This window comes from Knoellia flava TL1, assembly GCF_000768675.1.
In the GTDB taxonomy this organism is placed as follows: domain Bacteria; phylum Actinomycetota; class Actinomycetes; order Actinomycetales; family Dermatophilaceae; genus Knoellia; species Knoellia flava.
This window is the reverse complement of the sequence record NZ_AVPI01000012.1, coordinates 134,555-154,305: the sequence shown is the minus strand read 5'-3', so window position 1 is coordinate 154,305 and position 19,751 is coordinate 134,555. Positions and strand designations below refer to the sequence as shown.

The window sequence follows — 19,751 nt, the reverse complement described above, 5'->3', positions numbered from 1 at the left end:
TCAGGCCACCCTGCTCGTCACGGTGACGTCGATGTTGCCGTGCGTGGCCTTGGAGTAGGGGCAGCCGAGGTGGGCGCGCTGCACGAGGTCCTTGGCCATGGCCTCGTCGAGACCGGGCAGGAGCGCGTCGATGTCCACGGCGATGCCGACCCCGGTGTCGGTGAGGCCGAAGCTCACCGCCGCGCGCACGGCGAAGCCCGTGATGTCGACGCCGGCCTCACCGGCGACGTGGCCGAGGGCGCCACCGAAGCAGGCGGCATAGCCGGCGGCGAAGAGCGTCTCGGGGTTGGCCTTGGGGTTCGACCTGCTGCCGGGCTTGCCGAGCTCGAGCTCGATGACACCGTCCTCGCTGCGCACGGTGCCGTCACGGCCACCCTCGTTGGTGGCGGCGGTGGTGTAGAGGGTCTGGTTGAGGGCTTCGTAGGGCATGGGAACACCCTGCCCCACGAACGGCCACGGGACTAGGTTGGGTCCATGACGTTCGACACGAGGTTCCCCGACGGCTTCCTCTGGGGAGCGGCGACCGCGTCCTTCCAGATCGAGGGCTCGACGACGGCCGACGGCCGCAGCCCCTCCATCTGGGACACCTTCTGCGACGTCGAGGGCAACGTCGTCAACAAGGACACCGGCGACCCGGCCTGCGACCACTACCGCCGCATGCCGCAGGACGTCGTCCTCATGAAGGAGCTCGGGCTCGACGCCTACCGCTTCTCCGTCGCGTGGCCGCGTGTCATCCCGACAGGCACCGGCGAGGTCAACCCCGCCGGGATCGACTTCTACTCACGCCTCGTCGACGACCTGCTCGAGAACGGGATCCGGCCCTTCGTCACGCTCTACCACTGGGACCTCCCCCAGGTCCTCGACGACCGCGGCGGCTGGCTCAACCGTGACATCAAGGACTGGTTCGCCGAGTACACCCAGACCGTCGTCAGCCACCTCGGTGACCGCGTCACCAACTGGACGACCCTCAACGAGCCGTGGTGCTCCTCGCTGCTCAGCTACACGCTCGGCCACCACGCCCCGGGGCACACCGACAGGGTCGAAGGGCTCGTCGCCGCCCACCACCTCATGCTCGCCCACGGCACGGCGGTCCCGGTGATCCGCGAGAACTGCCCGGGAGCCGAGGTGTCGATCACGCTCAACCCGACGCAGGTCTACGGCCCCGACAACCCCACCGAAGCGGACCTCGACGCGGTCCGCCGGGCCGACGACGCCCTCAACGGGATCTTCTTCGGGCCGCTCTTCCACGGCGCCTACCCCGAGTCGCTCCTCGAGAACACGGCCGCGATCACCGACCACGCCTACATCCACGACGGCGACCTCGAGGTCATCAGCGCCCCGCTCGACAACCTCGGCGTCAACAACTACTTCCCCACCCGGGTCAAGCACACCGAGGGCGCGGTGCACCCGCTCCCGGGCGGGGAGGGTGTCGAGGAGACCGACCCGCACCCGCCACTCACCGACATGGGCTGGGAGATCTCGCCCCAGGGCCACCACGACATCCTCATGCGCTCCGCGCAGGAGTGTGGCCTGCCGATCTACATCACCGAGAACGGCTCGGCCTGGCCCGACGAGGTGAGCGAGGACGGCGCGGTCCACGACCCGGACCGGACGGCATACCTGCACGGCCACCTCGACGCGGTGAAGCAGGCGATCGACGACGGTGCGGACATCCGCGGCTACTTCGCCTGGTCGCTCATGGACAACTTCGAGTGGGCGTTCGGCTACAGCAAGCGCTTCGGCATCGTCCACGTCGACTACGAGACCCAGAAGCGCACGGTCAAGGACTCTGGCCACGAGTACGCCCGGATCATCGCCGCCCACCACGGCTGAGCCGCGTCACACGGTCGCAACACAGGTCACGATTTCGGCCCTTCAACGGACAAAACGGTCGTATGCCGTGCACCGCTGGGTAGGGTCGCCCCCAGTCGGTCGTGGGACCCCACGCCAACAGTCCACAAGGAGTACCCCGTGAGCACCTCACGCACCCGCCGGGTCGGTTCCCTCGCCGCCGCGGCCCTCATCTCCGTCCTCGGCCTCGCGGCCTGTGGCTCCGACGACGGCGAGGGTGGCGGCACCGCCACCAACGCGTCCGGTGTCACCACCGTGACGTCAGGCAAACTCAAGGTCTGCACGCACCTGTCCTACAAGCCGTTCCAGTTCAAGGAGGGCTCGAAGGTCGTCGGCTTCGACGTCGACCTCATGGACCTCGTCGCCAAGAAGCTCGGCCTCGAGCAGGAGATCGTCGACATCGAGTTCGCGCAGATCACCTCCGGCGCCGTCTTCGCCTCGAAGAAGTGCGACGCCGCTGCCGCCGGCACGACGATCACCGACGAGCGCAAGAAGGCCGTCCTCTTTTCCGACCCCTACTTCGACGCCACGCAGGCGCTCATCGTCAAGAAGGACTCGGGCATCAAGGACCTCGCGGGCCTCAAGGGCAAGAAGCTGGGCGTCCAGACCGACACGACCGGCCAGTCCTACGCCGAGGAGAACAAGGGCTCCAACGGCTACGAGGTCGTCGTCTTCGACGACCTGTCGACCGAGATGGCGGGCGTGCTCTCCGGCCGCGTCGACGGGGCGATCAACGACAACGGCGTCGTCTACGACTACGCCAAGGACAACCCGACCACCGAGGTCGTCACGGAGTTCGACACGGGCGAGCAGTACGGCATCCTCTTCAAGAAGGACGACGCCAACGCCACGAAGCTCGCCGAGACCACCAACGAGGTCATCAAGGCCGCCAAGGCGGACGGCACCTACAACACCATCTACAAGAAGTGGTTCGGGGTCGACGCCCCCAAGTGACCCTTCACTGACGTCGGGGGCGGCGGTACGGTTTCGACCGGCCGCCGCCCTCGCGTTGCAGGCCCCAGACCCGTCGGTCGCCAGGAGGACCCGTGAGCACGACCACTGAAGCAGTGCCGAAGAAGAAGCTCTCCCCGCGCAGACGCGCCCAACGCATCCGATGGGTCCAGTACGCGATCCTCGGTCTGGTCGTCGTCGTCCTGGCCCTCACCGTGAACTGGAGCGAGGTCCAGAGGAACTTCTTCGACGTCGAGGACATCAAGCTCACGTTCACGTCGGGCCTGGGCACGGCGGTGAAGAACACGTTGGTCTATACCGCCGGCGCCTTCGTCATCGGGCTCGTGCTCGGCACGGTCCTCGCCCTGATGCGGCTGTCGTCGGTCGGGCCCTACCGATGGATCGCCACCGCCTGGATCGAGTTCTTCCGGGGCCTGCCGGCGCTCCTGGTCCTGCTGGCCTTCGGGTCGCTGTCGATCGCCTTCCCCGGCCTCATCATTCCCTTCGACCCCTACGGGACGGTGTGGCTCGGCCTTGGCATCGTCGCCTCGGCCTACATGGCCGAGACGATCCGTGCAGGCATCCAGGCGGTCTCCAAGGGACAGGTGGAGGCAGCCCGGTCGCTGGGCATGACGGCCGGCATCGCGACCCGCAAGATCGTGCTGCCCCAGGCGTTGAGGATCGTCATCCCGCCGCTGACCAACGAGCTGATCCTCCTCATCAAGGACTCGTCCCTCGTCTTCATCCTCGGCATCTCCGCGAGCGGGTTCGAGCTGACCAAGTACGGGCGCGACCTGGGCAACCAGACCGCGGGTCTCACCCCGTTGACGGTGGCCGGCCTCTGCTACCTGTTCATCACCCTGCCCCTCTCCATCCTCGTGCGCCGGATGGAAGCCCGTCAGAAGAAGGAGCGCTGAGCATGACCGCCTCCAGCACCCGGTCCGGCGCCCCCGTCGTCGAGGTCACCGACCTGCACAAGTCCTTCGGGTCCAACCACGTCCTCCAGGGCCTCAACACGACGATCCACCAGGGCGAGGTCGTCTGCGTCATCGGCCCGTCGGGGTCGGGCAAGTCGACCTTCCTGCGCTGCATCAACCTCCTCGAGGAGCCGACGAGCGGCTCGATCAAGGTCGGCGGCGACGAGGTCACCGACCCGGACTGCGACATCGACGCCATCCGCCGCAACATGGGCATGGTCTTCCAACAGTTCAACCTCTTCCCCCACCTCTCCGTGCTCGACAACTGCACCGTCGCCCAGACGACCGTGCTCAAGCGGAGCAAGTCCGAGGCTCAGGCCAAGGCCCGCGAGAACCTCGAGAAGGTCGGGCTGTCGGATAAGGCGGACGCCTACCCCGCCCAGCTCTCGGGCGGTCAGCAGCAGCGCGTGGCCATCGCCCGGGCGCTGTCGATGGACCCCCAGCTCATGCTCTTCGACGAGCCGACGTCGGCGCTCGACCCCGAGCTCGTCGGAGACGTCCTCTCGGTCATGCGCCGGCTCGCCAGCGAGGGCATGACGATGTTCGTCGTCACCCACGAGATGGCCTTCGCCCGTGAGGTCGCCGACCGCGTCATCTTCATGGACGGCGGCAACATCGTCGAGGAGGGCGCGCCCAGCCAGGTCATCGGCGACCCGCAGGAGGAGCGCACCCGCGTCTTCCTCCAGCGCGTGCTCGACCCGACGCACGTCGACCCGGGAGCCGAGGACGCGGCATACAACAAGCGTCACGAGCACGACACGACCGGCAACGGCTTCACGGCGCCGCACGACACCCACGGCCACTACGGCGGCGGCGCCTTCGGCTGACCCCAGTTTTTGCTCCCCATGGGGAAACCCTGAGGGTCCGGACGGATTATTTCCGTCCGGACCCTCAAGGTTTTCTCCCCAGGAGCAAAAGCTGAGGCGGCGGTCAGAGGGTGAGGCGCTCCTTGACGACCGTCACGAGACGGTCGGCGACGGCCTGGGCGTGGTCGGCGGTCGCGGCCTCGACCATGACGCGCACCACCGGCTCGGTGCCGGACTTGCGCAGCAGCACCCGGCCGGAGCCGTCGAGCTCGCGACCCGCCTCGGCCACGGCAGCCTGCACGTGCTCGTCGGTCTCGACGCGGGCCTTGTCGACGCCCTTGACGTTGATGAGGACCTGCGGCAGGCGGGTCATGACCGTGCCGAGCTCGGCGATGGTCTTGCCGGTCGCGACCATGCGGGCGGCGAGCATGAGTCCGGTGAGCACGCCGTCGCCGGTCGTGCCGTGCTCGAGGAGGATGACGTGGCCGGACTGCTCGCCGCCGAGGGTGTGGGCCGAGGCGCGCATCTCCTCGAGGACGTAGCGGTCACCGACGCCGGTCTGCTTGACCTTGATGCCCTCGCGCTCCATCGCCTGCAGCAGGCCGAGGTTGCTCATGACCGTCGCGACGAGGGTGTCGTCGTGCAGGGCGCCGCGCGACTTCATGTCCACGGCAAGGATGCCCATGATCTGGTCGCCGTCGATCTCGTTGCCGTCTGCGTCGACGGCGAGGCACCGGTCGGCGTCGCCGTCGTGCGCGATGCCGAGGTCGGCGCCCTTCGCGACGACGGCGGCCTTGAGGTGCTCGAGGTGGGTCGAGCCGTAGCCGTCGTTGATGTTGAGCCCGTCCGGCTCGGTGCCGATCTCGATGACGTCGGCCCCGGCGAGGCGGAAGACCTCGGGCGAGACGGACGAGGCGGCGCCGTGGGCGCCGTCGATGACGACGGTGAGGCCGTCGAGCCGGTTCGGGAGGGCCTCGAGCAGGTGGGCGACGTAGCGGGCCTGCCCGGCGCGGTTCTGGAGGACGCGACCGACCTGCGCCCCCGTCGGACGCTCCCAGTCCTTGCCGAGACCGGCCTCGATCTCGTCCTCGACGGCGTCGGGCAGCTTGTGACCGCCCGAGGCGAAGAACTTGATCCCGTTGTCGGGCATGGCGTTGTGCGACGCGGAGAGCATGACACCGAAGTGGGCGTCCATGTCGGCCGTGAGGAACGCGACGGCCGGCGTGGGCAGCACGCCGACGTTGTGCACGTCGACTCCGGCGGACGCGAGCCCGGCGACGACCGCCGCGCCGAGGAACTCACCCGAGGCGCGCGGGTCCCTGCCCACGACGGCCTTGGGCTTGCGTCCCGACTCGCGGGCCTCGCGGCCGAGCACGTGGGCGGCCGACACGGCGAGCTGCAGCGCGAGGTCGGCGGTGATGTCGACGTTGGCGAGCCCCCGGACGCCGTCGGTCCCGAACAGTCGTGCCATGCGTATGCCGTGCCTTTCGTCGGTTCACAGGTGGTGCGTGGTTCCGGCCCCGCAAGGAGCCGACGAGACAACCTACCCCCGCGCGCGCGAGACGGCATACCGAGCAAAAGGGTCGAGAGAAGAGAACACGCCGTGCGCCCGGGTGGGCACACGGCGTGTTGTCTACTCTCGACAGCGCGGGATCAGCGCTTGGAGTACTGCGGGGCCTTGCGGGCCTTCTTGAGACCGGCCTTCTTGCGCTCGGGCACGCGGGCGTCACGGGTCAGGAAGCCGGCCTTCTTGAGCGCCGGACGGTTCAGCTCCTCGTCGACCCCGTTGAGCGAGCGGGCGACACCGAGGCGGACGGCACCGGCCTGACCCGAGGGGCCACCACCGTGGACGCGGACGAGCACGTCGTAGGCGCCGTCGAGCTCGAGGACCTTGAGCGGCTCGTTGACGATCTGCTGGTGCACCTTGTTGGGGAAGTAGGCCTCGAGGGTGCGGCCGTTGATCTTCCACTCGCCGGTGCCGGGGACGATGCGCACGCGGGCCACGGCCTGCTTGCGGCGACCCGTGGCGGCACCTGGGGCGGAGGCGGAGGGACGACGGGCCGGCTCGCCGCCGACCGTGGCGTCGGCCGAGGTCTCCGAGGTGTACTCGGTGATCTCCTGGTCGTCGGCGTCCGTGCCGAACTCGTCGACCTGGTCGATGCTGGTGTTCTCGGTCATCACTGGGCCACCTGGGTGATCTCGAAGGGCTTGGGCTGCTGGGCAGCGTGGGGGTGCTCGGAGCCGGAGTAGACCTTGAGCTTGGTCAGCTGCTGGCGACCGAGCGAGGTGCGGGGAAGCATGCCGCGGATGGCCTTCTCGACGGCCTTCTCGGGGAACTTGTCGAGCATCTCGACGTAGCTGCGGCTCTTGAGACCGCCCGGGAAGCCCGAGTGGCGGTAGGCCTTCTTCTGCTCCGCCTTGGCGCCGGTGAGGGCGACCTTGTCGGCGTTGATGATGATGACGAAGTCGCCCATGTCCATGTGGGGGGCGAAGGTCGCCTTGTGCTTGCCGCGCAGGAGCGTCGCGGCCTGGCTCGCGAGACGACCGAGCACGACGTCAGTGGCGTCGATGACGTGCCACTGCCGCGTGATGTCGCCCGGCTTCGGGGAGAAGGTACGCACGGTTGTTGCCTAACGTGTGTGTCGGATCGGGAAGCCTGCGGTCGCGCTCGGGTCGAGTCGACAACCCCAGGGGTATGCCGTGTGCTCCCGCCAGGGGTTCCACCTCTCGGGCCACCCCGGAAAGGGCGCACGGCACAACAGTCCTCAAGTTTACGGAGAAGTCCGTCCGCACCCAAATCCCTCCGACAACCGCCGGAAACGGCACCTGACCTGCGAAAACACCGCTGCAAACCGAGGGTGCATAATAGTTGTGCAAACGGAGTGTGCAGAGGTATTGTGCATGCATGACCTCCACCTCCCCTCAGGCTGACGGGCGCCTGACCGGCATACGGCTCGACGCGACGTCGCTCAAGGTGCTCGCGCACCCTCTGCGCTCGCGCCTGCTCAGCGCGCTGCGCCGGGGCGGCCCGGCCACCGCGACCGACCTCGCCACCGCGCTCGGCACCAACTCCGGTGCGACGAGCTACCACCTCCGCAAGCTCGAGTCGGTCGGCCTCGTCGCCGACACCGGCGAGGGGGAGGGCAAGCGGCGGCTCTGGCGCGCGGCCACCGAGAGCCACCAGTTCGAGCCGAGCGACTTCGCCGGCGACGAGGACTCCGAGACCGCGCTCAACTGGCTCGTGCGCGACTACACCCGTCACTTCGCCGAGCAGTTCGAGAAGTGGCTCGACGTCGAGGCCGCCTGGCCGATCGCCTGGCGCGACGCCGCGGGCATGAGCGACTCCTACGTCATCGCCACCCCTGCCCAGCTCGAGGAGATGAAGGCCGAGATCGACGACGTCATCGCGCGCTACCGCCGCGTGGGCCAGGGCAACCCGGCGGCTCGCCGCCTCGCGGTCTACAGCGTCACCTACCCGCTCGACCTCGACCGCATCCCGCGAGGTGAGGACTCGTGACCACCACCCTGTCCCCCGACGCCGCCAAGCGCGTCTTCTACGTCCTGTCGACGACGCGCTGGCTCCCCGTCGGCTTCGTCGTCGGCATCTTCACCCTCGTCGCCCGCGAGCGCGGGCTCTCCATCGAGGAGATCACCCTCTACATGACCGCGCAGGGCGTCATGGTCCTCCTGCTCGAGATGCCGACGAGCGGCTTCGCCGACGTGCTCGGCCGCAAGCCGGTGCTCCTCGCGGCCGGCGTCGTCAACATCGTCGCGGGCGTGGCCTACCTCTTCGCCCAGTCGTTCTGGGCCTTCGCCCTCGCCGCCGGTCTCATGGGCGTCTACCGCGCGCTCGACTCGGGTCCGCTCGAGGCGTGGTACGTCGACACCGTCCACGAGCAGGAGCCCGGGGCCGACGTCCACAAGGCCATGTCCATCCAGGGCGTCCTCGTCGGCGTCGGCATGGGCGGCGGTGCCCTCGTCTCCGGCGCGCTCGTCGCGTGGCACCCGTTCGAGGACTCGAGCCCCCTGCTCCTGCCGATCCAGGTCTTCGTCGCGTTGTGCGTCGTCCACCTCGTCGCCACCCTCGTGCTTCTGTCGGAGACGCCGCGCTCCGAGGGGCGCCTCGGCGGCCGCCTCGCGTCGTCGGTGCGCGAGACGCCAACCGTCATCCGCGACGGGCTGCGGATGCTCGGCTCCAACCGCGTCCTGCGCTACCTCGTCCTCGTCGAGCTCTTCTGGGTGACCGGGATGATGGCCTACGAGACCCTCATGCCGCTGCGCCTGGCCGAGCTGTTGGGCTCCGAGGCCGAGGCCGGCGTGTGGATGGGTCCGGCGGCGGCCGGCGGCTGGGCGCTGTTCTCGTTCGGGTCCTGGCTCGGGGGCTGGCTCGCCGAGCGCCTCGGGCTCGTGCGCGCCGCGATCGTCGGCCGCGTCGTCAACGGGCTCGGTGTCGTCGTCATGGGCCTGGCGCTCGGGCCGGTCGCGCTGCTCGTCGCCTACCTCTTCACCTACACGCTCCACGGTGCGGCGAGCCCTGCCTACGTCAGCCTCCTGCACCGCGAGGCGTCGTCGAGGAACCGCGCCACCGTCCTGTCGATGAGCTCGCTCGTCATGCAGGGCGGCGGCTCCGCCGTGGGTCCGCTTCTCGGGCTCCTCGCCGCGCGGACCTCGATCTCGACGGCGATGGTCGTCGCCGGTCTCATCAGCACCGTCGGGTTCGTCTGCTTCCTGCCCGCCCGTCGGCGCGACCGCGCCGACGCCGAGGTCGAGAATGCAGAGGTGACGCCGTCACACGGGTGAGCACGACGCACGGGTGACCGGACGGCATACACGGGACGAGGCAAGGGAGCACGTCATGCGCAAGGTCGTGGTGAGCCAGATCCTCTCGCTCGACGGTCGGATCACCGGCCCCGGGGGCGACGTCATGGTCATGCCCTTCGACGACGGGTTCAGCGACAACAACGCCGAGCTCCTCCGTGGTGCCGGCACGGTCCTCCTGGGCCGGACGACCTTCGAGGGGTTCCGCGACTACTGGCCCGACGTCCGGGACGACCCCGACCAGCCCGAGCTCGAGCGCGAGATCTCGCGGCTCAACTGGGCCGTGGACAAGGTCGTGGTCTCCGACACGCTCACGGCCGAGGACACCGAGCCGTGGTCGGCGACGACGCGCGTCGTCCCCCGGGTGCAGGCGCACGAGGTCGTCCGGTCACTGCGCGAGGAGGAGGGCGGCGACGTCGTCGTCTTCGGCAGCCACGTCCTGTGGAACGACCTGCTCTCCCATGGCCTCGTCGACGAGCTCCACCTGCTCTTCGGGCCGGGCGTCGTCGGCACGGACGGCATCCCGGCGTTCGAGGACGCGGCACCGGCTCGCTTCCGGCTCCTCGACGTGCACCGCTGGGAGGGCTCCGACCTCGTCCGCCTCCGGTATGCCGTCCACCCCGCCTGACGCGGCCCCGCGCCGCCCGCCGCCGCAGCTCCCCGGCCCATCCGACTTATTGCCCTTTTGCGCACGTCCTCGTGAACGTGGGCCGATCATGGAACGGCGCAAAAGGGCAATAAGTCGTACCCGTGGTGGTCAGGAGCTCGTGCTCGTCACCGTCGTGAGGTGGGTTGCCGAGTCGTAGACGAAGTTCGTCCTCGCCCCGTCGCTCGGCACCGTGACCGTGATGTTGCCGCCGCTCGGCGAACCACCGGAGCCGTAGCTCTCGGTCCACGACCGGTCGTGGGCGATCTTGAACTCCCACGTGCCTGCGGGGATCTTCGTCGTCGCCCAGGTGAAGACGCCGTCACCGTCCTTGTCCTGCAGCCAGGGCCGCATGCACGCCGGGCTCCAGTCCTCGGCGCAGCCCAGCTCGGACTGGAAGGAGCCTGCGGCGGTGACGATCTCGGTCTCCTCGTCCGAGGTGACCCAGTGGGTCGTCGGGTCGTAGAAGAACGTCACCGATCCGTCAGCGGTCTCGTAGGAGATGTTGGCGCCGTCGCGCACACCCTTCTCGCCGTAGTTCTCGGTCCAGACCTTGTCCAGCGTCGCCTTGTAGGAGTAGGGACCCGGAGCGACGGTGAACGCCTTCTTCCAGATGCCGTCGTTGGCGTCGAACGTGAGCTGCGAGGCGTTGCAGGTCTCGTCCCAGTCCTTCGGGCAGCCCATCTCCGAGTTGTGGGTGCCGGGGACACCCACGGTCGAGGGCTGGGTCGCCGGCCGGTCGCCGATCTCGCCCTCGGTGGAGCCGCCCTTCTTCGGCGCCACGACCGAGGCCCACGAGGCGCTGGCCGCGACCCGGCCGGCGGCGTCGCGCACGACGGCGCGGTACTCGAGGAGCGAGCCCAACGGCATACCGGAGACGTCGTGGAAGACACGGAACGGTGCGTTGTCGTCGGTACCGATGGGGCGCCACGTCGTCGTGCCGACCGGGCGGTAGAGGAACGTCGTCTGCGCGAACGTGCTGGCCGAGACGTCCGCCGCGATCTCGGCACGGTCGGCGACCGTGTGGGCCGCGCCGGTCGAGAGTGACACCGTCGGCGCGGCGCCCGCGGTCGAGATCGGCTTGTTGGCCCGCCACACGCTCACGGTGAGCGGCGGGACGGTGACGGAGACCGTGCCGTCGCCGGCCGGCTTGACCGCGGTGTCGGTGCCGGACACCGGGGTGAAGACGACGCCCTTGCCCTTGCTCCACGTCGGGAAGCTGGCCTTCGACGGGGTCGTCGCGTTGTTGGCGGCGACGAGGTACTCGACCTTCTGCCCTGCGTCGATCCGGGAGACGGCGAAGACGCCGGCGCCCTCCGCCGCGTAGCGCTGCACCTGCGCGCCGTCCGCGAGCGCGGGGTGCTTGGCACGGACCGCCGAGAGCGCCTTGAGGTGTGCGTAGAGCGGGTGGTCGGTGGCGTAGCGGTCGCGCGAGCCCTCGGGCCCGGCGAGAACGTCCTCGGTGTTGTAGATGTCGACCTTGCTCGCGAACATGTCCTCGCGGGCGAGCTGGTCGCCGCCGGTGCCGATGAAGCCCTGCTCGTCGCCGTAGTAGGTCACGGGGTTGCCGCGGGTCGCAAACATGAGCGACTGCGCGAACTTCACGCGGGCGAGGTGCTCGGCCTCGTTGGCGCTGGAGTCCTTGAGGAACATCGCGGCACGGCCCATGTCGTGGTTCCCGAGGAACGTCGGCAGCTGGTAGGCGTTGCTGTCGGCGTCGGTGTACCAGTCGTCCTTGGAGAAGAAGTCGGCGAGCACGTTGGCAGGCTTGCCCTTGGCGAAGTCGACGCCCTGCTGCTGGAAGCCGAAGTCGAGGGTGGCCTGGAGCTTGCCGCGGGTCGTGTACTCCGACATGACCGCCGGGTTGCCGTCGTAGACCTCACCGAAGGCGAAGAAGTCGTCGTTCTTCTTGGCGGCGTGACCAAGCAGGTCCGGCATGAACTTCTGCCAGAACTCGAGGTTGACGTGCTTGACGGTGTCGATGCGGAAGCCGTCGATACCGAAGTCGACCCACTGCTTGTAGATCTCGCCCATGCCCTCGACGACCTCGGGACGCTCCGTGAAGAGGTCGTCGAGACCGATGAAGTCGCCGTACGTCGAGGACTCGCCGGCGAAGGTCGAGTCGCCGCGGTTGTGGTACATCAGCGGGTCGTTGAGCCACGACGGCGTCTTGGCGTCCTCGTCACCGGGGTGGAGGAACGGCGTGTAGGGGAACGACGTCTTCGGGTCCATTGCCGGGAACGCCTTGTTGACGTAGTCGCGGTCGTCGAAGGCCTTCCCGGAGGCGTCCTCGTAGGGGTAGTTCTTCTTGGAGCGGTAGGTGTACTGCCCCTCCTTGTAGTCGATGACGTCGGCGGTGTGGTTGGTGATGATGTCGAAGAAGACCTTCATCCCCTTCTTGTGCGCCGCCGCGATGAGCGCCTTCATCTCCTCGTTGGTGCCGAGGTGCGGGTCGATCTGGGTGAAGTCGGTGATCCAGTAGCCGTGGTAGCCGGCGCTCTCTTCGCCCGGCTTGCCCTGCACCGGCTTGTTCTTGAAGCTCGGCGTCAGCCAGATCGCCGTCGTGCCCATGCCCTTGATGTAGTCGAGCTTGTTCATCACGCCCTTGAGGTCGCCACCGTGGTAGAAGCCCTTGTGCGTTGGGTCGAAGCCGGTCGTCAGCGGTCCGCCGGTGAGGCCGCCGCGGTCGTTGTCCTTGCGGCCGTTGGCGAAGCGGTCGGCCATGAGGAAGTAGAAGCGCTCACGCGTCAGCGGCGAGCGCAGCGACGTTCCGGCGAGCTTCGCGTCTGCGGCTGTCGTGCCGCCGGAGAGGTTCTTGGGCGTCACCGTAACGAGGTGGGTCACGTCGTCGTAGGTGAACTCGAGCGTCGCGGGACCTTCGAGCACGAGCGGGATGTTGGGGCCGTCGAAGGCTCCCCCAGCGCCGTAGTTTGCGTCCCACGAGTCGTTGAGCGCGATCTTGTACTCGTACGTCCCCTTGGGGAGGCTGAACGTCTTCGTGTATGCCGTGGTGTCACCGACCCGGGTCAGCTCCGAGGCGGCGCACTCGGGCTTCCAGTCCTCCGGGCAGCCGATCTCGTCCTGGAGCGAACCGACGAGGGCGACGGACACGGTCTCGGCCGAGGCGGGGAGGCTGGCCCCGAGGACCGGGGACAGGGCGACCGCGGCCCCGGCGGCGACGGCATACAGGCGGCGTGGGATGGGCATCGTTGCTCCTCCAGGGGAAGTCCCGCGTCACCCTCGTTGGTGCGCGGCGCACAGGTCTGCGGAGGAGGCTAGCTGCGTAAACGTTTTACATGAAGCCCGCGACGGGACTTTCCGCGCCACCCACACCCAGCCTCCGCTCAGGCCCGCACGGCAGGATGTCGCCCGTGAAGCAGTTCGTGCTCGGGGCGACGACGATGCTCGTCGCCCTCGTCGTGGCCGTGCTGGCTCTCGTCTGGTCCGTCGGCAGCCCGGGGTCGGGTGCCGACGTCGACGTGCCGACGGCCAGCGCCTCCCCCCGGCCCTCCGCCCCGGCAGACCTCGCGCGGGGCGAGACGTGGTTGGGCGAGGTGCGGCTCACGAGCAGCCAGGTCGTCACCGGCGACGGCGGACTCACCGACGTCACCGCGATCGGGTCGGGTGTCACCCTGACCCGTGACGGGCTGCGCGCGCAGCGCCTCGACATCGATGCGTCGCTGCCCTTCGCGACGGCAGCAGCGCAGATCGGCGGCGGCGTGACGCTCTTCGCGGCCGACGACGGGCTGGCCGGCCTGCGGCGCAAGGTGAGCGTCCTCGGTCGCGACGTCGAGGTCCGGGCGACGGGGTCGGTCCGCGCGCAGGGAGGGCGGCTCGTCATCGAGCCGCAGACGATCGACCTCGACGGACCCGACTGGCTCGACACCGCGGCCTCGTCGATCGTGCGCGAACTCGTCACCATCCGCCACACGATCGAGGGTGTGCCCGAGGGCATGGCCCTCACCTCGGTGTCCGTGCAGTCCGACGGCTTCCGCGCCCACCTGCGCGGTGCGGACGTGACGATCAGCGATTGAGCGGCTGACTGCCCCGTTGGGACACGCTGACGCAGGCCGTCGGCCGACGACCGTGTCGCAACGGGGCAATCAGTCGATGAGGGTACGGGTGGAGCGCGCCTCCTCGGCGCGCGCCGCGAGGTCGGCGTCCGCGGGGTAGGAGACCTCCTCGAGCGAGAGGCCGTGGGCCGGCATGACCGCGACGCGGGGGTCGCGCTGACGTGCGCCGAGGATGTCCTGCGGGAAGCCGACCGGCGCCCGCCCCTGACCGACCGGGACGACGGACCCGACGAGCGCACGAACCATGCTGTGGCAGAACGCATCCGCGACGACGCGCCCCTCGAGGATGCCGTCGTCGCCACGGCTCCAGGAGTAGTCGAGCAGCGTCCGGACGGTCGTCGCACCCTCGCGCCGCTTGCAGAAGGCGGCGAAGTCGTGGAGGCCGACGAGCCGGCCCGCAGCGTCGGACATCGCCGTCACGTCCAGCTCGTCCTTGACGACGACGGTGTCGCGCCGTCGCAACGGGTCGAGGGTGCCCGGGTGGTCGCAGATCCGGTAGGTGTAGCGCCGGCGCAGGGCAGAGAAGCGGGCGTCGAAGCCTTCCGGCGCGACAGCGACCGACCGCACGACGACGTCCGGCGGCAGGATGCCGGCGAGCCGGGTCCTGGCCGCCTCCTCGGGTGAGCGCGACGAACGACCCGGCAGGCCGGCATACGCGGCCCTGTCGATGTCGGCGTGGGCGACCTGCCCGCGGGCGTGGACTCCTGCGTCGGTGCGCCCGGCAACAGTGAGCCGCACGGGATCCGGCGCGCGAAGGAGTGTCGTCAGCGCGGCGGAGAGCTCGCCCTCGACCGTGCGCCGACCCGGCTGGGCGGCCCACCCGGAGAAGTCGGTGCCGTCGTAGGCGAGGTCGATCCGCACTCGCGTCAACGTCATGGTTCCGCAGCCTAGCCACCGCCGCTCCGGGGGCCTCCGGCACGACCTCGCGGGGAGTCCTCCCCATCGCCACCCGGGTGGAGGTGCGTCAGGGTGGCAACGGTCCGGCGTGGCGTCGGACCTCGTCTCAGACCAGGGGTGGATTCTCATGCGACACGTACTCGCCCGGCTGTGCGCCGGGTTCCTCCTGCTCGTCGGCGGCCTCGCCGTCGCGGCACCGCCGGCCTCCGCGGCCATCAACCACGAGGTCCCCTTCCCGTGCGGCCAGACGTGGACGGGGCAGACCCGCACCAACCACAGTCCACTGCGCTCGATCGACTTCAACCGGACGAACGACTCCAGTGACGCGGTCGCCGCGAGCGCGGCCGGCACGGTGGTGCACCGGGGCTCGATGGCCGGCACGTCCTACGGCAACCTCGTCATCGTCCGGCACTCCGACGGCACGGCGAGCTACTACGCGCACCTCTCCGGGTTCGCCGTGAGCCAGGGGCAGTCCGTCTCGCAGGGCCAGGTCCTCGGCTACGTCGGCGGCACCGGCTTCCCGAAGACGCCGGGCGGCTTCGGCGCCCACCTCCACTACGAGCAGCGCAGCGCTGTCGGTGGCTCGGCGGTCTCCATCCGCTTCGACGGCGTCACCGTCCTCTACTACGGCACGAAGGGCTACACGAGCAGCAACCGGTGCGGCGGTGCGTCGAACCCCTACACGGCCAAGGAGGTCTGCGGGTCGGGCTACGCGGTCATCGACTCCGCCGCCATCGGCACCAAGGGCCGGGCCTACCTTCTCTACAACTCGGGCAACGGCTACAACTGCGTCGTCACGCTCAAGACGAGCGGCTTCACGGCGAGCTCGACGTCGGCCTTCCTCGAGGTGCAGGGCAAGGCGCGCGTCACGGACTCGGGCAGCTACACCTACTACGCGGGACCCGTGCGGCGGGCCGCACCGGGCACGTGCGTGAAGTGGGGAGGCTCGATCACGGGCACGTCCTGGACCAGCCCGTTCGAGCACTGCGGCTGACCGCGCCGATGTGCCCGTGACTCGGGCCCGCCCGTGGCAGGCTGCACGGTCGGGCCCGAGCCCGGCGCAAAGCCGCTCGCTGCGGGCACGAGCCTTCCCTAGGCTGGTGCGTATGGACCGCCCCTCCCTCACCGACGCCCTCCGCCACCGCGACACGGTGCTGCGGGCGTTCGTCGGCGCGGACGGGCGGCTCGCCTCGATCCCGACGCGGATCTCGAAGCGGCTCGTCGTCCTCGACCTCGTCGCGCAGGACTTCGCACTCGGCGAGATCTACCCGGAGGCGCAGGTCAACGAGATCCTCCGGCGACGCCACCCTGACCACGCAGCCCTGCGCCGCTACCTCGTCGAGGAAGGCTTCCTCGACCGACGGGACGGCACCTACTGGCGCTGTCAGGGCACCGTCGAGATCGGCTGACCCGAGCTCGACTGCAGCGCCGCCTCCTCGGCGAGGGTCTCCGGGTCGGTGGGCACCCCCGCCGTGATGACCGTGCCGTCGGCACGCACCACCGGCGCCGGCTGGCGCGGCACGAGGTGCGTGAGCCGCGGCCCCTGCCCGTCGAGCGGAACGCGCGTGGGACCGTCGGCCCCCACCTCGTGGCTCTCGCCGCGCACCGACACCGTGACCGGGTCGCCCTCGAGGAGAGTGAAGGTGATCGACTCCTGCTCGAGCTCGACGCGCAGCCTCGTGTCGTGGACCCGCAGGGGGAACCTGAGGCTCGGCCACGCGCTCGGGAGTCGGGGGTCGAAGGTGAGCCCGTCCCCGTAGTCGCGCATCCCGGCGAACCCGTAGACGAGGGCGTTCCACACCCCACCGGCCGAGGCGATGTGCACGCCGTCGGAGGTGTTGCCGTGAAGGTCGGCGAGGTCGACGAAGAGGCCCGAGAGGAAGTAGTGCATCGCCCACTGGTGGTGCCCCACCTCGGCGGCGATGATCGACTGCACGACCGCGCTCAGCGAAGAGTCGCCCGTGGTGATCGGGTCGTAGTACTCGAAGTTGCGCCGCTTCTCCTCCGAGGTGAAGCGGTCGCCCTGGAGCAGCATCGCGAGGACGACGTCGGCCTGCTTGAGCACCTGGAACCGGTAGATGACGAGCGGGTGGTAGTTGAGCAGCAGCGGCCGCTTCTCCGGCGGGGTCTGCGAGAGGTCCCACAGCTCGCGGTCGAGGAAGTTCTCGTCCTGCGGGTGGATGCCCAGCCCCTCGTCGAAGGGCACTGCCATGTGGGCCGCGCAGTCCTCCCACTCGTCGACCTCCTCGTCCTGGAGGTTGAGCCGGGACCGCAGGAGCGCGTATGCCGTGGGGTCGTCCTCGCGCAGGCCCCTCACGACCGCGGCCGCCCGCTCGAGGTTGAACCGGGCCATGACGTTGGTGAAGAGGTTGTTGTTGACGACCGTCGTGTACTCGTCCGGTCCGGTGACGCCGTGGATGTGGAACGTCCGCCCGCCGTCGACCCGCCAGAAGCCGAGGTCGGCCCACAGGCGTGCGGTCTCGACGAGGATCTCCGCCCCGTCGCGGCGAAGGAAGTCCTTGTCGCCGGTCGCGTCGCAGTAGCGAGCCACGGCATACGCGACGTCCGCGTCGATGTGGTACTGCGCGGTGCCTGCTGCGTAGTAGGCCGATGCCTCGAGCCCGTTGATCGTCCGCCACGGAAAGAGCGCCCCGCGCTGGGCGAGCTCGCGCGCCCGCGCACGGGCGTGCTCGAGCAGGTTGACCCGGAAGCGCAGGAGGTTCTTCGCGGCCGTCGGGAAGGTGTGGGCGAGGAACGGGACGACGTAGATCTCGGTGTCCCAGAAGTAGTGGCCCTCGTAGCCGCTGCCGGTGACGCCCTTGGCGGCGACCCCGAGCTGGTCCGCGCGGGCCGAGGCCTGCGCGATCTGGAAGAGGTTCCAGCGCACGGCCTGCTGCACCTCCGGATGGCCCTCGACCTCGACGTCGGCGTTGGCCCAGTACTTCTCCACCCAGCTCTGCTGCTGGTCGAGCTGGACCTGCACCCCGTCGCGCCGGACCCGGTCGAGGGTGCGCCGGCAGCGGTCGAAGAGCTCGCGCGCCGGCACGCCACGGGAGGAGTGGTAGGCGACAGCCTTGGTGACCCGGATCGTCTTCCCCTCGGCGGCGTCGACCCGGTAGACCTTCTTGCCGAGGTCGGGCTCGGTGTCGATGAGCTCCTCGACGACGTTGTCGGTCTCGATGGTGTGGTCGGCGCCGACGGCAAGGGTCATGCCGGAGCGGGCGCACTTGTAGCCGAGGATCATCCGTCGGTCGCTGTGCCAGTCGCCCTGCGGCACGAGCACGCGGGAGGTGAAGGCGCCGGCCTGGCGCGGGTCCCAGCCGTCCTTCTTGGCCATCGCCTCGCGGTCCTGGTACTCGTCGGCGCCGTCCTGCCGGTTGAGGATCTGACTCGAGATGACGACGGGCGCGCTGCCCGCGAGCATCGTCACCTCGATGGAGAGGATCGCGAGGTGGCGCTCGACGAACGAGATCATCGCCGTCGTGTCAACCTGCACGACCTTGCCCGACGGCGTGCGCCAGACGAGGTGGCGGCGGAGCGTGCCGTCGCGGAAGTCGACCGAGCGCTCGTACTCGACGAGGTCGGCGGTCGAGACCAGCAGCGGCTCGTCGTCGACGTAGAGCTTCATGACCTTGCTGTCGGGCACGTTGACGATCGTCTGACCGGTGTGCGCGAAGCCGAACGCCTGCTCGGCATGGTGGATGTCCCACGTCTCGTGGAACCCGTTGACGAAGGTCCCGTGCGCCGCGGACGGGCGACCCTCGGGCGGGTTGCCGCGCATCCCGAGGTAGCCGTTGCCGATGGCGAAGAGGGTCTCGGTGAGTCCGAGGTCGTTGTCGCTCGGGAACCTCTCGACGAGCCGCCACTCGTCGATGGGGAACCGCTCGCGGTCGAGCGGGTCGGTGCCGTCGAAGTCGAACCTCACGGCAGCAGCTCCTCGAGGTCGCGCACGACGACGTCGGCACCCGCGGCGGTGAGGCCCTCGGCCCCGGCGCCGCGGTCGACGCCGACGACGAGGCCGAAGTCGCCGTCCCGCCCGGCCTTGACGCCCGACGTCGCGTCCTCGAGGACGACGGCGCGCTCCTTGGTCACCCCCAGCTCGCTCGCGGCGTGGAGGAAGGTCTCGGGCGACGGCTTGCCCGCGAGCCCCAGCTCGGCCGCGACCGCACCGGAGACGACGACCGGGAAGCGGTCCGCGATGCCCGCGGCCTCGAGCACAGCCGGCGCGTTCTTCGACGAGGAGACGACGGCCATCTTCGTGCCGCGCTCGGCGAGGGCGTCGAGCAGCCGCAGCGAGCCGGCATACGCCTCGACGCCGTCGCGCGCGAGGACCGCGTTGAAGGCGTCGTTCTTGCGGTTGCCGAGACCGCTCACGGTCTCCTCGTCGGGGCTGTCCGAGGGGTCGCCCTCGGGCAGCTCGATGCCGCGCGAGGCGAGGAACGCGCGGACGCCGTCGTAGCGCGGCCGGCCGTCGACGTGGTCGAAGTAGTCCTGGTCGGTGTAGGGCTCCTCGATGCCCTTGGACGCGAGGTAGGCGTTGAACATCTCGTCCCACGCCCTCATGTGCACCTCGGCCGTCGGGGTGAGCACGCCGTCGAGGTCGAAGAGGGCAGCGTCGTAGGAGTTCCAGTCCATGGCGACCAGCCTACGGAGGTCTCCTGCCTCGACACGAACCGAGAGCCGTGCGCGGGAGCGTGCGAACGGCATACGGAAGGGCCGGTCACCTCACGAG

18 protein-coding genes are annotated in these 19,751 nt (G+C 69.6%); 10 read left to right on the top strand and 8 right to left on the bottom strand.

Annotated features, from left to right (window positions below):
* Positions 1 to 429 carry an Ohr family peroxiredoxin gene (locus N798_RS06070; protein ID WP_035947024.1) on the bottom strand — a complete coding sequence of 143 codons (429 nt, stop codon included), beginning with the start codon at positions 427 to 429 and terminating at the stop codon, positions 1 to 3.
* A 45-nt stretch (positions 430 to 474) separates the two neighbouring features.
* On the opposite strand from N798_RS06070, the gene N798_RS06065 reads away from it, so the two are divergent.
* From N798_RS06065 to N798_RS06050, 4 genes are all read left to right on the top strand, one after another.
* Entirely contained in the window at positions 475 to 1,833 is a 1,359-nt protein-coding gene (locus N798_RS06065) for a GH1 family beta-glucosidase (protein WP_035947023.1), read from the top strand.
* Positions 1,834 to 1,971: 138 nt separating this feature from the next.
* On the top strand, positions 1,972 to 2,805 hold the full coding sequence (locus N798_RS06060; protein WP_035947021.1) for a transporter substrate-binding domain-containing protein: 834 nt from the start codon (positions 1,972 to 1,974) through the stop codon (positions 2,803 to 2,805).
* Between the two features lie 92 nt (positions 2,806 to 2,897).
* On the top strand, positions 2,898 to 3,719 hold the full coding sequence (locus N798_RS06055; RefSeq protein ID WP_084100171.1) for an amino acid ABC transporter permease: 822 nt from the start codon (positions 2,898 to 2,900) through the stop codon (positions 3,717 to 3,719).
* 2 nt (positions 3,720 to 3,721) lie between these two features.
* Entirely contained in the window at positions 3,722 to 4,606 is an 885-nt protein-coding gene (locus tag N798_RS06050) for an amino acid ABC transporter ATP-binding protein (RefSeq protein ID WP_035947019.1), read from the top strand.
* A 103-nt stretch (positions 4,607 to 4,709) separates the two neighbouring features.
* On the opposite strand, the gene glmM is transcribed toward N798_RS06050, so the two are convergent.
* From glmM to rplM, 3 genes are all read right to left on the bottom strand, one after another.
* Entirely contained in the window at positions 4,710 to 6,056 is a 1,347-nt protein-coding gene (gene glmM, locus N798_RS06045; protein ID WP_035947017.1) for a phosphoglucosamine mutase, read from the bottom strand.
* A gap of 182 nt (positions 6,057 to 6,238) precedes the next feature.
* Positions 6,239 to 6,763 carry a 30S ribosomal protein S9 gene (gene rpsI, locus N798_RS06040; RefSeq protein ID WP_035947015.1) on the bottom strand — a complete coding sequence of 175 codons (525 nt, stop codon included), beginning with the start codon at positions 6,761 to 6,763 and terminating at the stop codon, positions 6,239 to 6,241.
* Positions 6,763 to 7,206, bottom strand: coding sequence for a 50S ribosomal protein L13 (gene rplM, locus N798_RS06035; protein ID WP_035947014.1), 444 nt, complete (start codon positions 7,204 to 7,206; stop codon positions 6,763 to 6,765). Before rplM ends, rpsI begins: the two co-directional genes overlap by 1 nt.
* A 284-nt stretch (positions 7,207 to 7,490) precedes the next feature.
* On the opposite strand from rplM, the gene N798_RS06030 reads away from it, so the two are divergent.
* Genes N798_RS06030 through N798_RS06020 form a run of 3 tightly spaced genes read left to right on the top strand, consistent with a single transcriptional unit; the run spans position 7,491 to position 10,031 of the window.
* Positions 7,491 to 8,102 carry an ArsR/SmtB family transcription factor gene (locus N798_RS06030; RefSeq protein WP_035947013.1) on the top strand — a complete coding sequence of 204 codons (612 nt, stop codon included), beginning with the start codon at positions 7,491 to 7,493 and terminating at the stop codon, positions 8,100 to 8,102.
* On the top strand, positions 8,099 to 9,385 hold the full coding sequence (locus N798_RS06025) for an MFS transporter (protein ID WP_035947012.1): 1,287 nt from the start codon (positions 8,099 to 8,101) through the stop codon (positions 9,383 to 9,385). Before N798_RS06030 ends, N798_RS06025 begins: the two co-directional genes overlap by 4 nt.
* A gap of 55 nt (positions 9,386 to 9,440) precedes the next feature.
* Entirely contained in the window at positions 9,441 to 10,031 is a 591-nt protein-coding gene (locus N798_RS06020) for a dihydrofolate reductase family protein (RefSeq protein WP_035947010.1), read from the top strand.
* 129 nt (positions 10,032 to 10,160) lie between these two features.
* On the opposite strand, the gene N798_RS18050 is transcribed toward N798_RS06020, so the two are convergent.
* Positions 10,161 to 13,256 carry a pullulanase X25 domain-containing protein gene (locus N798_RS18050; protein WP_052116968.1) on the bottom strand — a complete coding sequence of 1,032 codons (3,096 nt, stop codon included), beginning with the start codon at positions 13,254 to 13,256 and terminating at the stop codon, positions 10,161 to 10,163.
* 164 nt (positions 13,257 to 13,420) lie between these two features.
* Here N798_RS18050 and N798_RS06010 point away from each other — a divergent pair, with 164 nt between their 5' ends.
* Entirely contained in the window at positions 13,421 to 14,083 is a 663-nt protein-coding gene (locus tag N798_RS06010) for an LmeA family phospholipid-binding protein (protein ID WP_052116967.1), read from the top strand.
* 69 nt (positions 14,084 to 14,152) lie between these two features.
* On the opposite strand, the gene truA is transcribed toward N798_RS06010, so the two are convergent.
* Positions 14,153 to 14,998: a tRNA pseudouridine(38-40) synthase TruA gene (truA, locus tag N798_RS06005; RefSeq protein WP_035947008.1), complete on the bottom strand. Its 846-nt coding sequence runs from the start codon at positions 14,996 to 14,998 to the stop codon at positions 14,153 to 14,155.
* A 148-nt stretch (positions 14,999 to 15,146) separates the two neighbouring features.
* Between truA and N798_RS06000 the strand changes: the two genes are divergently transcribed.
* Both N798_RS06000 and N798_RS05995 read left to right on the top strand, forming a co-directional pair.
* Positions 15,147 to 16,013 (top strand): M23 family metallopeptidase, encoded by an 867-nt coding sequence (locus tag N798_RS06000; protein WP_052116980.1) that lies wholly within the window; start codon positions 15,147 to 15,149, stop codon positions 16,011 to 16,013.
* Between the two features lie 112 nt (positions 16,014 to 16,125).
* Positions 16,126 to 16,428 (top strand): DUF2087 domain-containing protein, encoded by a 303-nt coding sequence (locus tag N798_RS05995; protein ID WP_035947007.1) that lies wholly within the window; start codon positions 16,126 to 16,128, stop codon positions 16,426 to 16,428.
* Here N798_RS05995 and N798_RS05990 read toward each other — a convergent pair.
* Both N798_RS05990 and N798_RS05985 read right to left on the bottom strand, forming a co-directional pair.
* Positions 16,404 to 18,944, bottom strand: a complete 2,541-nt coding sequence (locus N798_RS05990) for a glycoside hydrolase family 65 protein (protein WP_052116966.1) — start codon at positions 18,942 to 18,944, stop codon at positions 16,404 to 16,406. The genes N798_RS05995 and N798_RS05990 overlap by 25 nt on opposite strands.
* Entirely contained in the window at positions 18,941 to 19,654 is a 714-nt protein-coding gene (locus N798_RS05985) for an HAD family hydrolase (protein ID WP_035947006.1), read from the bottom strand. The genes N798_RS05990 and N798_RS05985 overlap by 4 nt, the downstream gene beginning before the upstream one ends.
* Positions 19,655 to 19,751 lie beyond the last annotated feature (97 nt).